The 21,791-nt window shown below is 52.6% G+C and carries 20 protein-coding genes; 12 read left to right on the top strand and 8 right to left on the bottom strand.

The window, feature by feature from the left end; genetic code table 11:
• The first annotated feature begins 71 nt into the window (after positions 1-71).
• From ACO08I_RS18445 to ACO08I_RS18435, 3 genes are all read left to right on the top strand, one after another.
• Complete coding sequence (locus tag ACO08I_RS18445) at positions 72-281, top strand: hypothetical protein (protein WP_044219445.1); 210 nt, start codon at positions 72-74, stop codon at positions 279-281.
• Positions 282-288: 7 nt separating this feature from the next.
• Complete coding sequence (locus tag ACO08I_RS18440) at positions 289-663, top strand: type II toxin-antitoxin system VapC family toxin (protein WP_421946722.1); 375 nt, start codon at positions 289-291, stop codon at positions 661-663.
• Between the two features lie 328 nt (positions 664-991).
• A complete protein-coding gene (locus ACO08I_RS18435) occupies positions 992-1,645 on the top strand; it encodes a peroxiredoxin (RefSeq protein WP_044219440.1) in 654 nt (217 codons plus the stop codon).
• 121 nt (positions 1,646-1,766) lie between these two features.
• On the opposite strand, the gene ACO08I_RS18430 is transcribed toward ACO08I_RS18435, so the two are convergent.
• From ACO08I_RS18430 to ACO08I_RS18415, 4 genes are read right to left on the bottom strand one after another with little or no spacing between them, the layout of a single operon-like run.
• A complete protein-coding gene (locus tag ACO08I_RS18430; RefSeq protein ID WP_421946721.1) occupies positions 1,767-2,390 on the bottom strand; it encodes a transposase in 624 nt (207 codons plus the stop codon).
• A gap of 58 nt (positions 2,391-2,448) precedes the next feature.
• Entirely contained in the window at positions 2,449-3,402 is a 954-nt protein-coding gene (locus ACO08I_RS18425) for an FAD:protein FMN transferase (RefSeq protein WP_421946720.1), read from the bottom strand.
• A 1-nt stretch (position 3,403) separates the two neighbouring features.
• A complete protein-coding gene (locus ACO08I_RS18420; protein ID WP_421946719.1) occupies positions 3,404-4,735 on the bottom strand; it encodes a Gfo/Idh/MocA family protein in 1,332 nt (443 codons plus the stop codon).
• A 50-nt stretch (positions 4,736-4,785) separates the two neighbouring features.
• Complete coding sequence (locus ACO08I_RS18415; protein ID WP_421946718.1) at positions 4,786-5,724, bottom strand: formylglycine-generating enzyme family protein; 939 nt, start codon at positions 5,722-5,724, stop codon at positions 4,786-4,788.
• Positions 5,725-5,988: 264 nt separating this feature from the next.
• Between ACO08I_RS18415 and fdhD the strand changes: the two genes are divergently transcribed.
• Positions 5,989-6,840: a formate dehydrogenase accessory sulfurtransferase FdhD gene (gene fdhD / locus ACO08I_RS18410; protein ID WP_421946717.1), complete on the top strand. Its 852-nt coding sequence runs from the start codon at positions 5,989-5,991 to the stop codon at positions 6,838-6,840.
• Between the two features lie 35 nt (positions 6,841-6,875).
• On the opposite strand, the gene ACO08I_RS18405 is transcribed toward fdhD, so the two are convergent.
• A complete protein-coding gene (locus ACO08I_RS18405) occupies positions 6,876-7,295 on the bottom strand; it encodes a helix-turn-helix domain-containing protein (RefSeq protein ID WP_282773914.1) in 420 nt (139 codons plus the stop codon).
• Positions 7,295-7,570: a type II toxin-antitoxin system HigB family toxin gene (locus tag ACO08I_RS18400; protein ID WP_345894592.1), complete on the bottom strand. Its 276-nt coding sequence runs from the start codon at positions 7,568-7,570 to the stop codon at positions 7,295-7,297. Before ACO08I_RS18400 ends, ACO08I_RS18405 begins: the two co-directional genes overlap by 1 nt.
• A gap of 317 nt (positions 7,571-7,887) precedes the next feature.
• Between ACO08I_RS18400 and ACO08I_RS18395 the strand changes: the two genes are divergently transcribed.
• The 4 genes from ACO08I_RS18395 to moaA all read left to right on the top strand — a co-directional run bounded on the left by ACO08I_RS18395 (position 7,888) and on the right by moaA (position 12,068).
• Positions 7,888-10,230 carry an FdhF/YdeP family oxidoreductase gene (locus tag ACO08I_RS18395; protein WP_421946716.1) on the top strand — a complete coding sequence of 781 codons (2,343 nt, stop codon included), beginning with the start codon at positions 7,888-7,890 and terminating at the stop codon, positions 10,228-10,230.
• Positions 10,231-10,244: 14 nt separating this feature from the next.
• Positions 10,245-10,529 (top strand): element excision factor XisH family protein, encoded by a 285-nt coding sequence (locus tag ACO08I_RS18390; RefSeq protein WP_421946715.1) that lies wholly within the window; start codon positions 10,245-10,247, stop codon positions 10,527-10,529.
• Positions 10,530-10,647: 118 nt separating this feature from the next.
• Entirely contained in the window at positions 10,648-10,989 is a 342-nt protein-coding gene (locus ACO08I_RS18385) for a XisI protein (RefSeq protein ID WP_044219416.1), read from the top strand.
• 77 nt (positions 10,990-11,066) lie between these two features.
• Positions 11,067-12,068, top strand: coding sequence for a GTP 3',8-cyclase MoaA (gene moaA, locus ACO08I_RS18380; RefSeq protein WP_421946714.1), 1,002 nt, complete (start codon positions 11,067-11,069; stop codon positions 12,066-12,068).
• 132 nt (positions 12,069-12,200) lie between these two features.
• On the opposite strand, the gene ACO08I_RS18375 is transcribed toward moaA, so the two are convergent.
• On the bottom strand, positions 12,201-15,530 hold the full coding sequence (locus ACO08I_RS18375; RefSeq protein WP_421946713.1) for a hypothetical protein: 3,330 nt from the start codon (positions 15,528-15,530) through the stop codon (positions 12,201-12,203).
• A 42-nt stretch (positions 15,531-15,572) separates the two neighbouring features.
• Positions 15,573-16,151: a GNAT family N-acetyltransferase gene (locus ACO08I_RS18370; RefSeq protein ID WP_044219407.1), complete on the bottom strand. Its 579-nt coding sequence runs from the start codon at positions 16,149-16,151 to the stop codon at positions 15,573-15,575.
• Positions 16,152-16,285: 134 nt separating this feature from the next.
• On the opposite strand from ACO08I_RS18370, the gene ACO08I_RS18365 reads away from it, so the two are divergent.
• The 4 genes from ACO08I_RS18365 (at position 16,286) to ACO08I_RS18350 (ending at position 21,789) form a co-directional block, all read left to right on the top strand.
• The gene (locus ACO08I_RS18365; protein ID WP_044219405.1) at positions 16,286-17,863 is read left to right on the top strand and encodes a M28 family peptidase; all 1,578 of its coding nucleotides are present in this window, start codon (positions 16,286-16,288) and stop codon (positions 17,861-17,863) included.
• A gap of 204 nt (positions 17,864-18,067) precedes the next feature.
• Positions 18,068-18,784 carry a hypothetical protein gene (locus ACO08I_RS18360; protein WP_076650632.1) on the top strand — a complete coding sequence of 239 codons (717 nt, stop codon included), beginning with the start codon at positions 18,068-18,070 and terminating at the stop codon, positions 18,782-18,784.
• Between the two features lie 57 nt (positions 18,785-18,841).
• Positions 18,842-21,049 (top strand): amino acid permease, encoded by a 2,208-nt coding sequence (locus ACO08I_RS18355; RefSeq protein ID WP_421946712.1) that lies wholly within the window; start codon positions 18,842-18,844, stop codon positions 21,047-21,049.
• A gap of 80 nt (positions 21,050-21,129) precedes the next feature.
• Positions 21,130-21,789 carry a phosphoribosylanthranilate isomerase gene (locus tag ACO08I_RS18350; RefSeq protein ID WP_044219401.1) on the top strand — a complete coding sequence of 220 codons (660 nt, stop codon included), beginning with the start codon at positions 21,130-21,132 and terminating at the stop codon, positions 21,787-21,789.
• The last annotated feature ends 2 nt before the right edge of the window (positions 21,790-21,791 follow it).

Genomic DNA, 21,791 nt, shown 5'->3' with positions numbered 1-21,791 from the left:
ACACTCTATATCAATAGTCTGTCATTCCGCCATGAAGCAACACAGCTGTTTCTCATTTAACGATCAGTAATATGCGGACTATCACAGTAGATATTATAAACGAAAAAGCACTGAACCTTTTACGGGACATGGAGTCTTTGGAGCTTATCCGTTTGAGAAACAGCAAGCCCGAAGAGCATGGAGAACCTGTAGACTGGACTAAGTATAAGGGAGCTATGTCCAAACAGCTTTTAAGCGAGATTGACCAACAGTTAGACGAGTTGAGAGGCGAATGGGACTAAAATATCTTTGGGACCCAATACCGCTATTTATTACTTGCAGCAACAATTTCCGCTCTCAGCTGAAAAGTTCATCGATGAGACCCTACTGGATTCCAGCCCTGCGATTTCAGTGATCACCGAAATAGAGTTGCTCTGCTGGAAGACAGATTCGGAGAAAGATTTGATTGTTCTTCGTGACTTTATTCATGACGCCCAAGTCCTCGAGCTGGAGAAGGCTATAAAGTTAAAAACCGCAGAAATACGAAAGGCTCATAAAATCAAGCTCCCGGATGCAATCATTGCTGCTACTGCCCTGGCTCATGATTTTACACTACTCACCAGAAATGTCAAAGACTTCAAGCATATTGAAGGTCTAAGCCTCATTAACCCTTATGAAAAATAAGTGGGTGTGCTTTCTGAATAGTCTCACCTGTCCTTCCCTCAGAACCAAAAGGCGTTTAGGGTTAAGTTCTGCATCAGTCTGCTTATCTATCATTATTACTATTTGGATGCTAAAAAAGCATCTCTAAACAGTTCAACATTTGAGCAATTAAGAATCAAAATATAATTCTGAATTGCACTGAAAAATAGAGGTCGCCGTCTTGTCGAAAGTATAGTTTTAACCAATAGCACCATAGAAAAGCCTGATGAGTTGTGTGATAGCCGACACACAACTCATGTCCATATGATCATAGATTTGTGTTATCAAATAATAAAACAAATAGAAAAACATGGAAGATAACACCACGATCAATCAAATGCCGCGCATCGGCGATCAGGCACCTGACTTTACCGCCTCTACGACTACCGGACCGCTGAAGCTTTCCGAATACAACAAAGACAGCTGGGTGATTCTATTCTCTCACCCTGCCGACTTCACACCGGTTTGCACGACTGAGATGAGCGCTTTTGCGGTTGACCAGCAATTCTTTGACGAGCGCAACACCAAGCTCCTTGGTCTTAGCATCGATAGCATTCACTCCCACCTGGCCTGGGTAAACAACGTAAAGGAAAAGACAGGCGTCTATTTCCAGTTTCCTATCATCGCTGACCTGGACATGAAGGTGTCTCAGCTGTACGGCATGCTGCACGATAAGGAAAGCTCTACTGCTGCTGTACGCGCGGTATTCTTTATCGATCCTAAAGGCACCATCCGCCTGATGATGTACTACCCGCTCAATGTGGGCCGTAACATGGAAGAAATCAAGCGTGCACTGATTGCCCTGCAAACAGCAGACGAGTGTAACTGTGCCCTGCCTATCAACTGGACTCCGGGCGAAAAAGCCATCGTTCCTCCACCCAAAACACTGGCAGAGATGGACGAGCGCATCAAGAATACAGAATACGAAATGGTAGACTTCTATCTGGCGAAGAAGGATATCTAAGCCTGGATTAGAAGTTAGTCAAGACCGATAACGATGAGGAAATGGGCGCAGCAGGGATGCTGGCTCATTTCCTTTTTGCCATGCCAGGCTGTTGGAAGGCACTTTCGAAGTGCCTTCCAACTCACGGCTGCCAAAGCCCTAGACTCTTAGCCAGTTCTTTATTGGGCAATGCCCCCTGTCTTAGGTTTGCATAATCAGAAGCAGAAGAATAAGGCCAGTCAACAGCATCTAATACGAGACCAGCTTTAACCGGGTTTTGATGAATATAATGAAAGCATTGCCGGGCATATCCGTTTTCTGCCCGAAAGAAAAGGTGTTGGTTTGGTCCTTCCAGCGTTATTGGCCCCTCAATCCAACCATCTTTAACCTTAGTTTTTCCTCTGAATATGGAGCCTGACCAGCCCCGTTGTTTATTTACTGCTTTGGTATAGCTGCTCAGAAGCGTGCCAATGGCCTGACTAAGCTTTTCCTGACGGTCCTGCTCTGGCTGTATTGCTGTATTTGTGACTTGTCTTTTTATGCGTGGCTTTACCGCGTTACTCGGCAATGCCGCTAATTCGTTTGGCACAAGAAGAATATGGAAATGGTTCGGCATTAAGCAATAGCATAGTACATCAGCAAGAGGCAAGATATACCGGCGTACCTTTCTCAAGAAGAACAGATAGTGCTCATGCTCAAGGAATACCTTCTGCCGGTTATTGCCCTGATTGAATACATGATATACTTGGTTTTCAATGAATTTCATAGGTCCTGGTGTTGAAAAGCACTTCGTAAGTGCCTTTTGGTTATCCAACAACTATTGTTCACTCCAACTTCCACACCACCCACCCCTCACAATCCGGATAAGCCTGCAGCAGCCCTCCCCAATCCGCATCCGGCCCCATCACACTAATGGCAGACGCCAATGCATCAGCTGTAGCACAATCGGAGCAAAGCACCGTAACCTGTGCGCCGTGCTGCACCCCAAGCCCGGTACGAGGGTCAATAATATGGCTGTAGCGTTGCCCTTCCCAGCTGAGGTAGCGGTAGTGGTCCCCGGAGGTGGCGATAGCGCGGTGGGCCAAGTGCAGGGTGACCGATTGGAATTGTCCGAGGCTGTCCACTTGCTGCACCTGAATGGCCCAGCCAGGCGCATCCGGCGGGGGTGACGTGACGCGGATATCTCCGCCCCCATCCACGAGGCTGCTTTGGATGCCATGGGAGAGCAGGACCTCAGTCATCGCATCCACTGCAAATCCTTTGGCAATCCCTCCGGCATCGAGCTTAACCCCGGAGCGCAACACCTGCAGGCGCAGTCCGGGCAATACCTGAATGGATTCATACCCCACCCGCATCCGGGCTTCTTCAATCTGCTTAAAACCGGGAAATTGTTGTTGACGGAAGGCGCGGCGCCAGAGCTTGGACAGTGGCCCAATCGTCAGGTCAAAGGCGCCCTGACTCAATACGGATAAGCTCTGTCCCTGCTGCATCACTTCCCAAAGCGGGCGGCTGACCTTCACTACAGCACCGGAGTCCAATTCGCTTAACCGGCTCAGCTCACTTTGCGCATCGTAGTCGCTGAGGCGGGCATTCAGGGCCTCAAGCGTATCAAAAGCGGCCCCGGCAGCCGTTTGGGCCAGGCTGTCGGAACCGGCGTAAAAGATCACCCGAAACGCTGTACCCATCTGCGGGCGCGTGAAGGCATAACGCTCTTGCGCACCTGCCGCCACGCACCACAAACAGCTTAGCCATATTAACGGGCTGTGCAGATTCAACATCCTACAGCACCTTGGTTTCTCCAGGCACTGCGATTGGATAGGTACCGTCTTCCAGCGGCATGACCTTCGGGTTAGCATCCCAGGCCAACTTCTCCGGCATCAGGCTGAGGTCCGAATTCAGGGCAGCGTCCCACTCAATGACTTGCCCGGAGTATGTCGCCATGCGCCCCATGATGGCCGTTAGGGTTGCCTTCGCACCATTCTCTGCATCTTCGTATTTGTAGTCGCCCTTCGCAATAGCTTCGAAGAGGAGATCATGCTCGTATTGATACGGATTCGGATCCTTTCGGTCGTTGTAATCCAGGATGCTGTGGCCACTGCGGGTCAGGATGACGCCCGGCTTCGGTGCTGTGCCATTGGTACCATGAAAAGCTTCCGTCACCATAGTGGGACAGCCCTTGATATGGCGGCATTGGCTGTGCATGAAGGAGCCATCAGCATATTCATACTCTACCGTGTGGTGGTCGAAAATCTCACCGTGCTCCGGCCCGGTGCGCACCTGCCGGCCGCCCATACCGGATGCCCGTACCGGATAGGCTTGTTTGACCCAGTTGCCCACGTCGAGGTTGTGAATATGCTGCTCATTGATGTGGTCGCCACAGAGCCAGTTGAAGTAATACCAGTTTTGCATTTGGTATTCCATCTCAGTTTGGCCCGGCTTGCGCGGGCGTACCCACACACCACCACTGTTCCAGTACACACGGGAGGAAGTGATATCCCCGATAGCGCCCTCATGCAGCAGGTCGACCCACTTTTGGTATTTCTTTTGGTAATGCCGCTGCAGGCCCACCACTACGTTCAGTTTTTTCTTTTTCGCCAGTTCCGCGGTCTCCAGCACTTTACGTACACCGGGGCCATCCACGGCCAGGGGTTTCTCCATGAAGACATGCTTACCGGCTTTGATGGCCGCCTCGAAATGATCAGGACGGAAGCCGGGAGGGGTGGCAATCAAAACCACATCACACAGATCAATCACCTGTTTGTAGGCATCAAAACCATGGAAACGGTGCTCCACGGGGACGTCCATACGGGCCGCATCGATTTCGTAATTAGGCATTTCCGCCTGCAGCTGCTTATAGCTGCTTTCCAACCGGTCCTGAAATGCATCCGCCATAGCGACTAACTTCACGGATTCTTTAACGGACATCGCCTGAAGGGCAGCACCTGTGCCACGCCCGCCGCATCCAATGAGCCCGACTTTGATGGTATCTTCGCCTGCTACATAAGCTTTAGCGGAAAGTATGGAGGGCGCTATCATCAGGCCACCCGCTGCGAAACCGGTCTTTTTGACAAAGTCCCGGCGTTTCATTTTTGAAGGTTGATCGTTTTGCATAGTCGTACAATTTTCTGGTTAGGTATTTTAGTGACGGAGAAAAATAGATGTTACCACTTGATCGCTTTTCCGAAAAAAGCCTCTACTTCTTCCGGACTTGGCTGCTTTGCCGGCTTCACCAACCGGAATCCCACGAAGGGCGAGTCGGTATTCCACCAAAGGCTTTTAGGAATCTGCGGGTCGCGCTGCTGCCAGCGGATGGAGGACTTCTCGCGGGCCATACAGGTACAATCTTCGGCATCCGAATCAAAAGAGCCGCCCTTGACGACCCGCCCGTAACGTTGCTCCGGCACCGCCCATGGGTTATCGAGTACTTCCTCCCCGGCAGTCTCCGGTTCGGTGTAGGCATCGAGGGTCCACTCGGCAACGTTGCCTAAAAGGTCGTAAATGCCCAGCCCGGTGGGTGCTTTTTCACCAGCTTCATGGTAGGTCTCTTCACTGTTGCCATAATGCCAGGCGTGGGCATCTAATTCTCCCATTTCTTTGGTGCTCAGCTGGCATGCATAGGCCCACTCCGCCTCGGTGGGCAGCCGGTAGAACTCCCCGGTTTTTTGGTACAGCCAGCCGCAAAAGAGCAGTGCCGCCTGCTGCGTCATATTCACGGCGGGATGGCGGAGCTCATGCCCCATGCCAAACGTTACATCGATGTAGGGCGGAGTTGGGCGGCTTACCGCATCTGCCTCAAAACCACCGCCTTCCCAATTGCTCTCATCAGTGTCTTCTTCCCGGTGCTGGAAAAGGCTGAACAAGTCGTGCGTGACTTCATAGGTGCCTAACCAAAAGGGATCAATTTCTGCCTTTTGAGTTACCTCGCCCCTCTGCCACTCAAAGGTCCCACCAGGCAAATAGACCGTTTCCACTGCTACCGTAGTACCGGGAATGGTTGTTGAAAAGGCCGCGCCTGCTTCGGGAGCCTGGGCTTGCATAGGGGTCCATATAGCCAGCCCAAGAAGCAGGGCCAACAGCGGGGCTTTCGTCCAATGCTGCATGGTATAGATTTTAGTTAAAGGACGTTGTTGCCGTCTAAATGTAATGAAAATGGAGGCAATTACAGAGCAGCTTGTGCGGTAAAATCGCAGAAGGTCTACAAAAAAGAAAAGCACCAGCTACCTTAAAGCAACTGATGCTATCCGTTTTTAATCAGACGGGTGATTTCCTGCCGTGGCAGGGTTTTTAGCGTATGTGTAACAATGATGCGATAGCCCGTGCTAAACCCCTACTTCGGCTACGGTGTTTTCCTAAAAAATTTGTCTATGCCCAAATCTGCCGGCATCAAGTCCAAAACCATATTCCAATTCCATAACGGCCAGCGCCAGGAAAGAACAGATACGGTAGCATGTGAGGAGCCGCTGGAAATCAAGCTGGCTTTTGGCAAGGAAGGGCAACGGGAACACCGCAGCTTAGCCATCACCATGCGCACCCCCGGACAGGATGAAGCCCTGGCTATCGGGTTCTTGTTTACGGAGGGCATCATCGGGCACGCCTCGGAAGTGATCGGGGTACGGCACATCGGGCAGGCGTTATCGCCCGAATCCGCAGAGAATATTCTTTTGGTTGAATTATCGCCTGGCACGCCGGTAGATTTCGGGCAGCTTAGCCGGCATTTCTACACCTCCTCCAGTTGTGGGGTGTGCGGTAAAGCCTCCATCGAGATGCTCCGCGCAGTCAATTTGTACTATCCACGGCATGGTTTTCCCACCTACAGCCCGAAACAAATTCAGCAGTTCCCCTTGCAGATGATGGACCATCAGCCCATTTTCGAGCAGACCGGTGGCATACACGCGGCGGCGGCTTTTGATGAGCAGGGCCAGCTGCTATGCCTGCAGGAGGATGTTGGCCGTCATAATGCCATGGATAAGCTGATCGGTCAGACGATGCGTGCCGGTGATTTCCCCATGCGCAATCAGGCCATCATGGTTAGTGGCAGGCTTAGTTTCGAACTGGTGCAAAAAGCAGCCATGGCTGGCGTGCCTCTGCTGGCGGCGGTGGGCGCCCCCTCCAGCCTGGCGGTGGAGCTGGCGGAATCGCATGGTATGACGCTGATTGGTTTCCTACGGGGGAGGCGGTTCAATGTCTATACCGGGGTGGAGCGGGTGGTGGTTTAATCTGGAAATGGTCCGCTGTTGTGCCTTCGGTTTTTTTAGTGCTCTTTAGCGGTTTCTTTGCTGTCTTCACCGCCTTGTGCCAAAGAATAAGTCCGGGCAAAAGCATCCATGCGCATGGCAAAAAGGTCTGATAATCGGATTGCTACTTCTTTGCTAATATTTCTTCGGTATTTTAAGATGTCATTCACCAGCTGCCGGGATACGCCAAGTTTTTGTGCAAGCTCAATCTGGCTAATCGCTGAACTTTCCATTTGCCTTTTCAGCAAAGCTACCGGGTCCAAAGCGTATCGCTCGCCTGTCATCCGCTGATCATAGTCTTCAATCAAAAGTTCCAGCAGTTCGATTTCATCCTGATACTCAGACTCGTTTTCGTGCAACAGTTTTTCGTGCCTGTTGCAATACTCAGTATACTGCGACAAGCTTTTGATAATTGTATATTTCAATTGTGCTTTCATTATGCAAACATATTTACAGTACAAACATCATTGATCTTATCGTAATCCTTGTGTGTCCCTACAAACCTGACGTACAAAACGATATTTCTACTCCCAAATTTATAGCCACAAATGAGTCTGTATTTATTCCCTCCCACATTGAAAATTACCCGATTGAACGGCACCCCCTCACAGGTAACAATATCAGCTGTTCTAAAACTTTTAATAATATCGCTGGGAATATTCCAGTCACAATACCTAAGCTGTTCTCTGAAATCTAAAAACGCCTTTAACATGATCACATCATGCCTGCAATACTCCATGACATTTGCCCATTTGAAGATTTTAACATTCATAACCGAAAATAATCAAATTGAAAATAGTACGCAAATTGCGTACAAATTATTTTACCAATTTCCCAAATCGGTACATTTTGATATATACCAACAGTATTCTATGGAATCAGATACCCGGTTCGGGTAGATTGAGCATCCCTCTCTACATCAAGTGCTTACCACTTATAATATTTTCATACCAATTGCCCATGGGCCTTCCTCCCAATATTTCGTACTTTGTACGCCCCCGATTAATCACTGAACGACGAGGAGAAATTATGGAGCCACAACCGGACGCGCAAGGGCAGGGACAGCAAGACAAGCCTGCCATCAAGGTAACAGGTGCACAGCCGCCACTGGAATTCACCGGGCTTAAGCTGAGCAAGCCAGCCAATACCTCAGCGGGCATCAAAGGCATTACAACGGCCTTTACGCACGCCACCCGCTATATGGCAGCCGGGCAGGCAGTAAAGACCATGTTCCGGCTCAACCAGAAAGGCGGCATCGACTGCCCGGGCTGTGCCTGGCCAGACCCTGATGACGAGCGTTCCAAACTCGGGGAGTACTGTGAGAATGGCATTAAAGCGATTGCTGAGGAGGCTCAGAAAAAGACCATCGGCCGTGCCTTTTTCCAACAGCATTCTGTTGCAGAGATGCGCCAATGGAGTGATTTTGAACTGGGCAAAAAGGGGCGGCTCGCTGAGCCTATGGTGCTACAGGCTGGCGGTACGCACTACGAGCCTGTCAGCTGGGAAGCAGCCTTCCAAATGATCGGGCAGGAGCTTCGCACACTCGACACGCCAGACCGGGCGATTTTCTATACTTCCGGGCGGACCAGCAATGAAGCGGCTTTCCTTTACCAGCTCTTTGTGCGGGAGTACGGCACCAACAACCTCCCGGATTGCTCCAATATGTGCCACGAATCAAGTGGGCAGGGGCTGGCTCAAACGGTAGGTATCGGAAAAGGCTCCGTCACCCTTCCTGATTTTTACGAAGCGGAGGTTGTCATCGTTATGGGGCAAAACCCCGGCACCAACCACCCGCGCATGCTCTCCGCTTTGGAGCGCTGCAAGGAGAATGGCGGGCAGATTATCACCGTCAACCCACTGCCGGAAGCAGGGCTGCAACAATTCAAAAATCCTCAGCGGCCTGGCAAAATGCTGACCGGTGGTACCAAGCTCACCGATCTCTTCCTGCAGGTAAAAATCAATGGCGATATCGCCCTGCTCAAAGCCCTTATGCTACAGCTTTGGTACGAGGAACAAAAAGCGCCGGGCACGGTATTCGACTGGGATTTTATACAAGAGTACACCCAAGGGTACGAGACTTTCATCGCCGGACTGAAGCAGCACGATTTCGAAGACCTGGTGCAGGCATCGGGCGTTCCCCGGGCAGCAATCAAAGCCGCAGCCGAAATGCTGAGGCGCAAAAAGAAAATCATCATATGCTGGGCCATGGGTCTGACGCAGCATGAGAATGGCGTTGATAACATACGCGAGGTCGTCAACCTGCTGCTGCTCAAAGGCAGCATTGGCAAGCCTGGGGCAGGCACCTGCCCGGTACGCGGGCACAGCAACGTGCAGGGCGATCGGACAATGGGGATATGGGAAGCTCCCAAACCCGCTTTCCTGGATCAGCTCAAGTCCGTCTTTGGCTTCGAGCCGCCCCGCAGGCATGGTTTTGCGGTAGTGGATGCGATCAAAGCCATGCATCAGGAACAAGCCTCTGTTTTCTTCGCCATGGGCGGCAACTTCCTTTCCGCCTCGCCCGATACCGAATATACAGCCGAAGCCCTCCAAAAGTGCAGCCTGACGGTACAGGTTTCCACCAAGCTCAACCGCAGCCATCTGATTCATGGCAAGCGGGCGCTGATTTTGCCCTGTCTGGGGCGTACGGATATTGACCGGCAGGAATCTGGTCCGCAGTTTGTGAGTGTGGAAAACTCTATGGGCGTAGTACACAGCTCAGAGGGTGTCCTTGAGCCGCCATCCGATACCCTCATGAGCGAGCCTGCTATCGTTGCAGGGGTTGCCCGGGCTACCCTGGGAGAGCGGAGCAAAGTCAACTGGGCGCAAATGGCTGGCAACTACGACCACATCCGGGAGGCTATTGCTAAGGTCGTCCCTGGTTTTGAGGACTACAATGAGCGGGTGCGGGAGCCGGGCGGTTTTTACCTGCCCAATGGGGCGCGCAACCGGCAGTTCAACACACCTTCCGGCAAGGCTTTGTTTTCCGTAACAGCGGTGCCTCAAAAGTCTGTTGACGAAGACGAGTATATCATGATGACCGTGCGCAGCCACGATCAGTTCAACACTACGGTCTACGGGCTGAACGACCGCTACCGGGGCATCTACAATGAGCGCCGGGTGGTCATGATGAATCAGGAGGATATTGTACAGACGGGGCTGAAAAGCGGGCAGGTCGTTGACCTGATCGGCCAATACAAAGGACAGGTGCGGACCGCCCGGAAGTTTATTGTTGTCCCCTACGATATTCCCCGCCGTTGTATAGCCACTTACTTCCCGGAAGCCAATGTGCTGGTCCCCATCGATGCTTACGCAAAAGGCAGCAAAACACCGGAATCGAAGTGGGTGGCGGTGCAGATTCGGGTGCATGAGTAAATAAAACAAATGTTATGGCAAGAGATATCTATCATGATATAGTCGTAACCGCTCTGAAGGGAGATGGCTGGACAATCACCCACGACCCTCTGATTTTAACATATGGTGTAAGCGCTGTAGAGGTGGATTTAGGGGCTGAAAGAATGTTAGCAGCTGAAAAAGGCACTGAAAAAATAGCAGTGGAGATTAAGAGCTTTCTTGGTACATCAAGGGGATATGATTTTCACCAGGCTATCGGTCAGTTTGTAATTTATAAAATGGCATTAAAGCGTAACCAAGAGTTGAGAACACTTTTTTAGCTATAACATCTGATGTGTATCAATCATTTTTTCAAGACCAAGAAATGGTAAAAGACGCTATTTTGGAACTAGGTTTAAAAATTTTGGTTGTTAATGTCAAGACAAAAAGCATAGACTTATGGGTAAAATAGATTCCTACACGGAAAAGATCATACAAGTCTTACAGCAGCATGAGGCTTTTCGTCCCATTGGCGACTGGGTGGAATATGAGAACCAAGTCATTATTGATCGAGATAACTTACATTTTCAGTTACTTCGGGTTGGCTGGAAAGAACTGGAGCGCACACACCACTGCGTAGTCCATATCGATATTAAAAACAATAAAGTCTGGATTCAAGAAGACCGAACTGAAGTAGGCATCGCTAATGAGCTTATGGAGATCGGGATACCCAAAGAAGACATTGTCCTCGCTTTCTATGCGCCATATAGAAGAGCTCATACCGGCTTTGCCAAAGCATAAGTACCCCGGTCCGCAAAAGCGAAACGAAAGGGCTGCGCTGTGCTGCCTGATTTTTCAAACGCAATTCATTTACACCAATGGCCTTAACCAAACTCTACGACAACCACGGGCGCCACATCAACTATGTGCGCCTGGCCGTTACGGACCGCTGCAACCTCCGTTGCTTTTACTGTATGCCGGAGGAGGGCATCAAATACGTTTCCAAGGAAGCCCTTCTGTCTTACGAAGAGATGCTGCGCCTCATGCACCTGCTTGCGGGCATGGGCATTGAAAAGGTGCGGATTACCGGTGGAGAACCCTTTGTGCGCCGCGATATGATCTACTTCCTGCGCCAGCTCTGCGCTATTGAGGGTATCAAAAAAGTGAATATCACCACCAACGGTACGCTGACCGAGAACCTGGTACCGGAACTTAAATCCATTGGCATCAACTCCGTCAACCTCAGCCTTGATGCGCTGGACAAAGACCGCTTTTTTGAAATTACCCGGCGCGATGCCTACGATAAAGTGATGGCTACCTACCGGGCCTTGCTGGAACACAACATTACCACCAAAATCAACGCGGTGGTCATGGATGGCAAAAATATTGAGGATATCATCCCAATGGCCATGCTTACCCAAAAAGATCCGGTCAGCGTTCGCTTTATCGAGGAAATGCCCTTCAACGGGGAGGGCGCCCACTACGAGACCCTGGTCTGGAACCACCGCCAAATTCTGAAGCACCTGCAGGCCAGCTTTCCTGATATGGAGAAGCTGCCGGACCCGCCCTACTCCACTTCCTACAACTACCAAATCCCCGGGCACAAAGGCTCAGTGGGCATTATCGCCGCCTACAGCCGGACCTTCTGCGGCACCTGCAACCGGATCCGCATCACCCCCAAGGGCATGCTCAAGACCTGCCTATACGACGATGGCGTCTTCAACATCCGGGATATTATGCGACAGGGCGCTACGGATGAGCAACTCAAGTCCACCTTCCTGGAAGCCCTGGGCAACCGCGCCAAAGATGGGTGGGAGGCGGAGCGCAACCGCTCGTTCGGACTACCAGTGCAGGAGTCGATGTCTACGATTGGGGGGTAGGGAGTTCATATCGGAAGTTCACGCTAAGGGCACTAAGCCCAGCCCCCAACTTTCCGATCTTTGCGAGACCCTTCGCGGACTCTGCGTGAAAAGCAACCCTCAGAGCCCACGCAAAGAGCGCGAAGGCCAACTTTACGCCCCCAACTGCTCCAGCACTTCCTCCAAAGTCAGGCGGAAGTCTTGCTGCCAAATGGCGATCACTTCCTCTAAACGGGCTTTAGCACGAGCTACAGCTTCCAAATTACCCCCTTCGTCCGAGACCAGTAGCAGGAAGTACTCCAACAAGGCTTCAATGACCGGTCGCTGCGACAAGTGCCAGCGTATTGCTTCGTTCTGTTCCGAATCGTACAGTAAAATGAAAAGGTCTTCCAGCGCAAAGCGCATTAAAATGTGATAGTGCCCGTACTCTGTGGCTTGTGCTTTCACCATAAAGCGCCAGTCCCGCCGGGCAGCTTCCAAAAGCGCCTGCAGTAAAATGCGCACCATCAAATAAGGCAAAGGCTGACGGGACGGAACCGCTTCCAGGGCACGGAACAACGCTTCCAGCATATCGTAAATCAATGGCTCTTGCCCTACCCATTGAGGGTGGTCCTGTAAGGCTTCATAAACCACCTCCAGCATATCCAGGATTTGCTCCCGGCTCAGACGGGGCTTCCAGCGGCCCGAACGGGGCGGCTCCGCAATAGCTTTGAGGGTTTGCTCCAGGGCGATGATGAACAGGTTGACCGGCTCTTCTTCATCCAAATCCAGTACCAGGTGAAGGTGGTGGGCAGTACTTTCAATGGTCAGCCGCAGCAGCTCCGGCAACAGGGCAGGCTGCCCTATCCCACTGTCGAGCAGGGCACCAGCAACATCGGATACCAGCAACTGTAAGACCCGGTCCCGGCCAACGAGTTCCGGATACTGATCCAGCGCCATGAGCGCGGACTCCACCAGCTGTTCGGCTTGTGCCTCATCAAACCCTTCATTGAAATTGATGCCGTTCTGGCCAAATAGTACCAGATCGATCAGAATGAGGCCGCGTTCGTTTGGATAGCGCAACAGTAAGCCGTCCAGTATATAGGATAAGACTTCTTCCAAAAGGTGCAGGCGGTGAGCAGGCGTATCTTTTTTGGTGGGGAAGGTGAAGCTGAACACCATACGCAGCGCATGCTCCAGAATGCTGCGCTCCAAGCTATCGGTAGCAAAACGTAGTGCACTCAGTACCTTTGGGCTCCGAACCGCCGCATACAGGCTGCCCTGAATAACCATTTCCAGTGTCCCCGTTGACAACCGGCTACCAGTCGGCACCGTTTCCAGTACATCAAATACGGTATCCAGTACGGCCCGCAGTACCGTATCTTCCTCCGTTGCTTTGGTGATCCAGTCAGGATAGCGCACGACTTCTTCCAGCAGTAACTCCAGAATGTAGAGCCCCTGATCCGGGCTCAGCCCCGGCCGCCAACGCCCTTCCCGGTCCTCCCGGCGGGTCAGCGCCGCTAATATTTCCCGGGTAGCCAGGACTAATAAGTGACGGGGTGTTCCGGTATCTGCATCAATCAGCACATGGGCATGTTCACCGGTTTTCTCCAGGACCAGCCGTAGCAGAAAAGGCAGCAACCCCGGTTGCCGCAAACCGGCACTGTCCACCGCGCGGGCCAGGCTGCGGACCAAATGCTGCATCCCTTCGTTTTGGGTGACCAGCTCGGGATAGTTTGCGAAGGCCAAAAGGGCTGCATCGATCAGGTCATCGGCAAGGTCAGCATTGAAGCCTTGGGCGTAGACTATACCACTTTCAAATAAAACCAGCTCTGTGAGGACCAGACCAGCACGATTGGGGTGTTCTGCGATGATGGTTTCGAGTACGTATTCCAGCAGTTCTTCCAGCAGTTCCAGGCGGCTGAGCTTTGGGGTTTTCTTATCATAAGCGACCACGAAAATGAGCTGTAGCGCCTGCTCAAGGATGATGGTTTCCCGCTCGTCTGTACTCCAGGGCAGGGTATCAAGGACAGACTCGCTAGTCAGGGCAGTGCGCAGGCTAAGACGAATGATGTAGTGCAAGACGTCAGGAGACAAGCGTTCGCCTTCCGGCAAATGCCGTAGTGCCCGAAAAACCACATCCACCACTTCTGCAAGGACAGGGCGACCCCTTACCTCTTCACTGATCCAGGCCGGATTAGCTACTACTTCTGCCAGCAGGAATTCCAGAAGGTCCCGCCAGTCTGAACGGGTGAGCGCGGTCTCCCAGCCGTTTTGCTTCGCATTCCCGGCAATCACCGTGAGGATCTGACGAAGGGCACTGACCAACAGGTGCTTAGCAGTGCCTTCAACTGTGGGCCAAAGTGCAGGCAAATGCCCGGCGGACTGCTCCAATATGATGCGGAGGATCTCCGGCAAAAGACCTGGCTGATTTAGGTTCGTCTCCTGTAGGGCAAGAGCGGTTTGAGCAATCAGGTCTTTGAGGTTGCGCTCCCCGCTAATCAGACTGGGGTGAGCAGCAACTACCTGCAACGTCACCTGTACCAGCTCATCCAGCGTTTTTACGCTTAGTGCTTCCCGCAGGCTCACCTGGCCCGGATCGTCATCAAGGATAGCACGCAACAGAACACCCGTGCTCCGCTCAATGATCCGGCTACTCGGGTAGTTGGTGTTGAACAGTAATTCCGGGTTAGCAGCTACGAATCCACCTGCATGCCGGATACTACTGCGCAGCAGCAACTGCCCCCAGTTGATGAGCACTTCCTGATCCTCAAAGCTCAGTTCGACCGAGCGTTCGTAGAGGTCTTCCGCAATATGCCGGGTGGTGGTGCGAATGAACAGCTGCACTTTCTCATCCTCACTGACTTCAGGTGCCAGCTCGCCGACCGTTTCCGCAGCAGCGGCGAAAAGCCGGGGTAGCAACATGGCATTGAACTGTTCGTATAAAGGCTGCCCTTCCGCAAATTGGATATCATCAAATGCGCTAAGGAAGTGGCGGAGAATGCGCCCTTTGGAAGAGTGCTGATTCAATGCCCCGGGCACATCCAGGAAGTAGTCGATCCCGATTTCCACCAGGCTGCCTACCACGAGCTTCAGTGCACTGTCGCGTTCCAGGTAGCCCTCCTGCCACTGCCGGACCCGGAATAGGTTCCACAGGTCCTGCGACTGCAACTCCAACACCTTGCCTTCACCTACCTGTTTAAAGCCAAGGTAGTACTGCCGGTAGCGCTTTGAGTCTCCTTCCGGGAGCTGTAATTCCTGCATCGCCCGCCCGTGCAGGCGCTTTAGGTCATCAAAATTATCCAGGAGCTCCGGCGACCATTCGAAGTAGGCGATCATGGTAGCCAGGTCGATGTTCGTATCAAAATCGGGCAGCGGAAGGACCAGGATACGCCCCTGCAGGCTTTGTGCATAAGCACGCTGCACATTACGGCTGAGCTTGATGGCCGAGTTAATCGCAAACAGGACCGCCTCAGCGGCCAGAGTAGGTGTGGAAATGGGCATTTGGGGTTCTTTTTTGGTAATAATTGGTAATTGCAACTGTGATTAGATCCCTAAATATTCAGAACGGGTCAGCCCGAAGAGCATAGTATCGATCAGCTCACCACTGAGCTTTCGGAAGTCACCCCGAAGGTCTCCCTCCCGGCGAAAGCCACATTTTCTTGCCAGCCGCTGGCTCGCTACATTTTCCATAGCCGTACGCAACAGCAGCTTTTCCAGTACCAATTGCCTGAAAGCGAACTGCTGCACGATCCGCAGCGCCTCGGTCATCAGCCCCTGCCCCATGTATTCCCGGTCAATAAAATAGCCGACTTCCCCCTTTGGTGTTTCCCAATCGATATGAAACAAGCGAACCAGCCCAATCAGCTCAGTGGTTTGGTTGTGCCAAATGCCAAAGCAATAGCCCTTCTGCAGGTGCCAGTCCGACAGCCTGCGCCGTACAAAAAACTCAGCATGCTCAGGGTCACTGATTTCCCGTAGTGTCCTTGGGAAAGCATCGTACAGCAAGCTGTAATTATCCTCCACCAGTTCATATAGCGTAGCCCCATCCCCTTCCTGAAAGCGGCGGACGAGGACATGTTGGCTCAGAAGGGCAGTATCAATATGGAGCAAACGCGCCTGCATAGTGCTGTTTTTCCGAAAGGTACAGCTTTTCAGCCAATGCTCAGGCGGGCTGCTGACCAAAATTCGCAGGAATAGCCCCCTGTCATTTATTAACTTAGCGACGATTGTTTGAACATCAAAAATGAAATACTCGTATGAAAAAACTGTTATTTATTTTATCCTGCCTGATACTAACATCTGGGCTTTGGGCACAGGAACCGGTCAATGAAGAGCTCGTAGAGGCCATCCGCAAGCACGGCCTCGATCAAAGCCAGGCCATGAAGACTGCCCAGCTGATGATGGATGTCTACGGCCCACGCCTGACCGGTTCTCCCATGCTGGAAAAAGCAACTGAATGGGCTGTCAGTCAGCTGGAAGAATGGGGCCTGGAAAATGTGCACACTGAAGAATGGGGCCCCTTTGGCCGCAGCTGGGAACTACAGCACTTTGAGATGCATGCCCACACCCCAACCTACTGGTCCGTTATTGGTGTACCCAAAGCCTGGTCGCCTTCTGTTAAAGCCGATGAAGCCGAGGTCATCTACCTGGAAGCCAACACTAAGGAAGAACTTGATGCCTACAAAGGCAAGCTGAAGGGCAAAATTGTGCTGGTGGATACGCTGCGCTCCATTGAGGAGTGGTTTGATGCGCCGGCCCGCCGGTACGAAAGCGATGACCTGCTCGATATGGCCAATGCCGATATGCCGACCCCGCGCCCGCGCCGGAACTACAACACGACTGGCGGATTTTCCTTCAACAAATACCTGTGGGAAACCCTGGCAGAAGAAGACCCGATCGCAGTGCTTGACCGCAGCTACAAAGGCGATCTGGGTACGGTGTTCGTATCGGGTGCGCGCACCGGCGAGTGGGGCAGCTACCGGGAGGAAGGCACTAAGGTTGTCCCTCAGATCACACTGGCAGTGGAGCACTACAACCGCATTTTCCGACTGTTGCAGCAAGGTATCCCTGTGAAGCTCAGCCTCGACCTGAAGGCCCGCTATTACAACCCGGACGATGGCATGGAGCGCAATATCATTGCCGAGATCCCCGGTACAGACCTCAAGGACGAAGTGGTCATTTTTGGTGCCCACTTCGACAGCTGGCATGCGGCCACCGGCGCTACGGATAACGGCGCAGGCTCCACGGTTATGATGGAAGCCGCACGCATCCTGCAGGAAGTCATCAAAGAAACCGGCGTTAAGCCCCGCCGTACGCTGCGCCTGGCACTATGGACCGGCGAGGAGCAGGGACTGTACGGCAGCCGGGGCTATGTGGGCGAGCATTATGCGGAATTTCCGGAAGGCACCTACAATCCGCAGTCGATCAAACCGGCTCAGGAAAAAGTATCTGCTTACTACAATCTTGACAATGGCACCGGCAAGATCCGCGGCGTTTATCTGCAGGGCAATCAGGCCGTTAGCCCTATCTTCCGTTCCTGGCTGGAGCCTTTCAAGGACCTTGAAGCAGGCACTCTCACGCTATCCAATACCGGTGGTACCGATCACCTGGCATTTGATGCCGTAGGCATTCCGGGTTTCCAGTTTATTCAGGACCCCATGGCCTACTTCACCCGCACCCACCACAGCAATATGGACAACCTGGACCACCTGGTGGAAGACGACCTCAAGCAAGCCGCTACCATCATTGCTTCCTTTGTAATGCACACGGCCATGCGCGATGAACTGCTGCCTCGTAAGCCTTTGGACCTCGAAGAGGCTAAAAGCGAAGAATAAGCGTAGCGCAGCTTATTATCCTACCAAATTAATAGGCATTTAGGCCAAAAAATAGTGGCTTTTCCCAAGGTAACTTTATCTTTAGGGAAAGGCCACTATTTTATTTAGTGAGCAACATTACTGAAGCCGCATGAAGTTACCGCTAACTTGCCTGCCCGGTAATGCCCATACTGAAAGCCAATTTCATTCACCAATACTACTGACATGCTGCAACGAAAATTTGACCAAATTGTTAAGGCTGTTTTCCCTAACGCTACTGACGCCAAAGACACTTCCGTCCGTTATATGGGCCGGATGCAAGACGAATACGGCCTGGATGTCTCTAAAGTCCTCATGGCCACTTCGCTTTGTTCGGATGACATCAACGTTCCCTCCACCACCTTCTTCAACGTCCTGTTTGGCCCCTTCATCATGGGCGGGCTGGGCGGCATCCCCTTTGCCGGGCAAACCGGCATGACCGCATTCGCCCACCATATTCCGGACGATGGCTCTGCCTTTATTTTTTATGGCCCGCACATTGGAATAACCCTGGAGGGCGAAACAGGTAGAATGTACCGGCCACGTCAGGATAACCCGGGTAACTCCTGTGGTGCACTTATGCTGGCGCTGGACCGGTTCCGGAAGAATGACAACTACAGCCCACAGGTACACGACGATGACTATCAGCAGATGACGCTGGAGAAAAGCCTGCTGCCCTATCGGGAGGAAATACTGGCGGCTGACAATCAGGAGGTCGCTATTACCGAAGCCACCTACAAAATTATTGACCAGAAGATCCATCAGTACATCAACGACACCAAAAAGGAGTTCCACGGCGACCACGTTGCGCTGCTGGGCGGTATTATTATCAATACCGACTACGGGCTTGATGACTACTTTGCCGTTCGGAATTTTGAGGTCATAAACCTGAAAGAATTGTAGGCAAAATCTGCGATGGTGTTGTTATTGGATTGAGGCATACCCAAAACCAACAGCACTATGGCGAACAGTTTGCGCGACATCTTTCACAAGAAACTCATCCCGGTCACCTTTGAGCGGACGGTGGGCCTGTTTGGAGCTACTACGATTGGCGTGGGCGCACTAATGGGCGCCGGGGTTTATGTGCTCATTGGCCTGGCCGCGGGCGTAGCAGGCCCTTCGGTATGGATATCCTATGTCCTGTGTGGAGGGCTTGCTTTTCTGACTACGCTTTTGTTTGCGGAGATGGCGAAGCTCGTCCCCATATCAGGTGGAGGATATGCCTACGCTTATCAGTCCCTGGGCAGCCTGGGCGGCTTCGTGACGGGCTGGTTCCTTGCCCTTGGCAGCATCTTTGCCTGTGGTCTATATGCCATTGGTTTTGCGGAATACTTCACTGCGCTCTTTGGCTATGAAGTACCCGCGTTTGGCGTTAAAGCCACGGCAGGTGGGCTGGTCCTGCTCTCTTCCTATCTTAATGCTAAGGGTACAGCAGGAGCCGACCGCATTCAAAACCTGCTGACCTGGGGTAACCTGGCAATCCTGATCATTTTACTGCTGGGGGCCGCACTGTTCCTGCAGCCCGCGCTGGCTGTACCTACCTTCCAAACCGGTTACAGCGGCACTTTTAGCGCCATCGGCATCATCTACATTTCTTTCTTTGGTTATCAGTTAATTGCCAATAATGCGGATGAAATCCGGGAACCGACGGTAATCATCCCTAAGGCGATGAAGCTGTCCATGGGAATTGCGTTCGTTTTTTACCTTTTGGTGGCGGTCGTCAGCATTATGATAATACCGTGGCAGGAGTTGGCTAAGAGCAGTGCCCCGTTGGCAGATGTAGCTACCGCTGTTTTTGGAGGCTTTGGATGGCTTTTAATCTCCCTTGGAGGAGTCCTTGCTGCTGCAGGAGCGCTTAACAGCACACTCCTGTCCCAGGGGCGGCAGATTTACGCGATGGGACGAGACCGGTTTGTGCCGGACCTCCTGGGCAAAGTGCATGAGGGGGCGAAGACCCCACGAGCTGCGATTCTGGCCGGGGGTATCCTGATTCTTGTTTTTTTGCTGCTCTTCGACCTCGCGTTTATTGCCAAAGCCGCCAACTTCTGCCTGCTGGTCTCCCTGTTGCCCGTATCGCTGGCCTTACGGCAAATTTACCGCACGCAACCGGAACGACGCCCAAAGGCCCTTTGGAAACGCATACTCCCTGAGCTGACCTTCGTTGCCAACCTGGGCCTCCTGTTTACGCTCGACTGGCTGTCCCTCTTCTTTGGGCTGCAGCTCACCCTGATTGGCGCAGGCGTGTACTTTTTCTACGCACGTAAGCGGGTCTTCCGGCAGGAGACCGGTTTTCAGCTAACACTTTCGGATGAAGGGCGGCGGATTCACTTGCGCAGTACCGAGCGGATTCTCATGCCGGTAGCGAATCCCAATACCCAGCAAAGTATTTTTGAGCTGTGCCATGCCTTGCTGGCCTCTAAAGGTGGTGAAATCATAGCCCTGCACGTAGTAAATACGCCGGAGCAGGTCGACTTTCGCACGGCACTTTCTGAATCCGATCAGTCGCTGGAACTCCTCGAACGCACTGCGCTCTGGCCTACTGCGAAAGGCGTAAAAGTCAAACCAGTTATCCGTGCTTCCCATAAGCTGGGCATGGGTATCGTGCATGCGGCTGAAGAGGAAAACTGCGATATTACAGTCATGGGCTACGCGGGCAAGTCTGCCAAACCCGCTACCCTTAACCTACTGGAACAAGTACTCAATAAAGCGCCTACGGATTTCATTTTCTTCCGCCTGCAGGGCTCGGGAACTGCCTTCCAGCCCAAGCGCATCGCGGTCTCCCTGGGTAGTCGGCTGAACCTCAACCTGATGGTGCGACTGGCCGGAGCATTAGCCACGCAGTTTGGCGGGACGGTCACTTTTCTCAATATTCTGCCCCAGGACTTTACCGCTGCGCAACAGGCGGAGTCCGGCAAGATCTTCATCGAAGCTATTCAGCGGCACTCCGCACGGGCATTGTACAACACGCAGGTCATGGCTTCGGACAATCCCATTGATACGCTGGTGGAAAAGTCAGGCGAATTTGACCTTCTCATTGTGGGCACCACCAAAGTGGGCTTCCTGCAGCGCATGGTGGTGGGCAATTTCACCACTCAACTGACCGAGCGGGCCCACTGTAGCGTAGCGATAGTGCGGGTGAAGCCGATTGCACGGCGGGTTAGTATCTGAAGCAGCGAAGCTATACGCATTACGAAGTGGTGTGCTACCCCAGGGTATACCGCTTAATCATCGGTATAAAACAGGGGTCTATGTATAAATCAGTATCTCCAAGGGTGAAAATCTGTTGCATCAGCAATGTCCAGGAGGCTCAACTCGCCGTACAGTACGGAGCCGATGCACTCGGCCTGGTAGGTCCTATGCCGAGCGGCCCGGGTACGCTAACGAACAATGCCATTGCCCAAATTGTACTTGACATACCTCCACCAGTTGCTAGTTTTCTGCTGACCAGCGAGACCAGAGCGGAAGCGATCATCGCCCACCACAAAAAGGTCCACACCAATACGCTGCAATTGGTTGATGCCCTGTCTGAAGGCACCTACGCGGACATCCGGGCGGCACTGCCGGCGGTTAAGCTCGTTCAGGTTATTCATGTTCTTGATGAGGGCTCCGTTGAGGAAGCGGTCCGGGTATCGGAATCGGTGGATGCACTGCTGCTCGACAGCGGCAACCCTAGCCTCAAAATCAAGGAACTGGGGGGCACCGGGCGTACGCACGACTGGTCACTTAGCCGCCGGATTGTGGAACAAGCCCGGGCTCCGGTTTTTCTCGCCGGCGGCCTGAATGCTCAAAACGTCCGGCAGGCCATTGAGGCAGTACAGCCATTTGGCATTGACCTTTGCAGCGGAGTCCGCACCGATGGCCAACTTGACGAGGCGAAGTTGGCGGCTTTTTTCCATGCAGTTGCCTGACA

Source organism: Phaeodactylibacter xiamenensis (assembly GCF_965229835.1).
GTDB classification, from domain to species: Bacteria; Bacteroidota; Bacteroidia; order Chitinophagales; family Saprospiraceae; genus Phaeodactylibacter; species Phaeodactylibacter xiamenensis.
The sequence above is the reverse complement of the archived record's forward strand: the minus strand, read 5'-3'. Positions and strand labels throughout refer to the sequence as shown.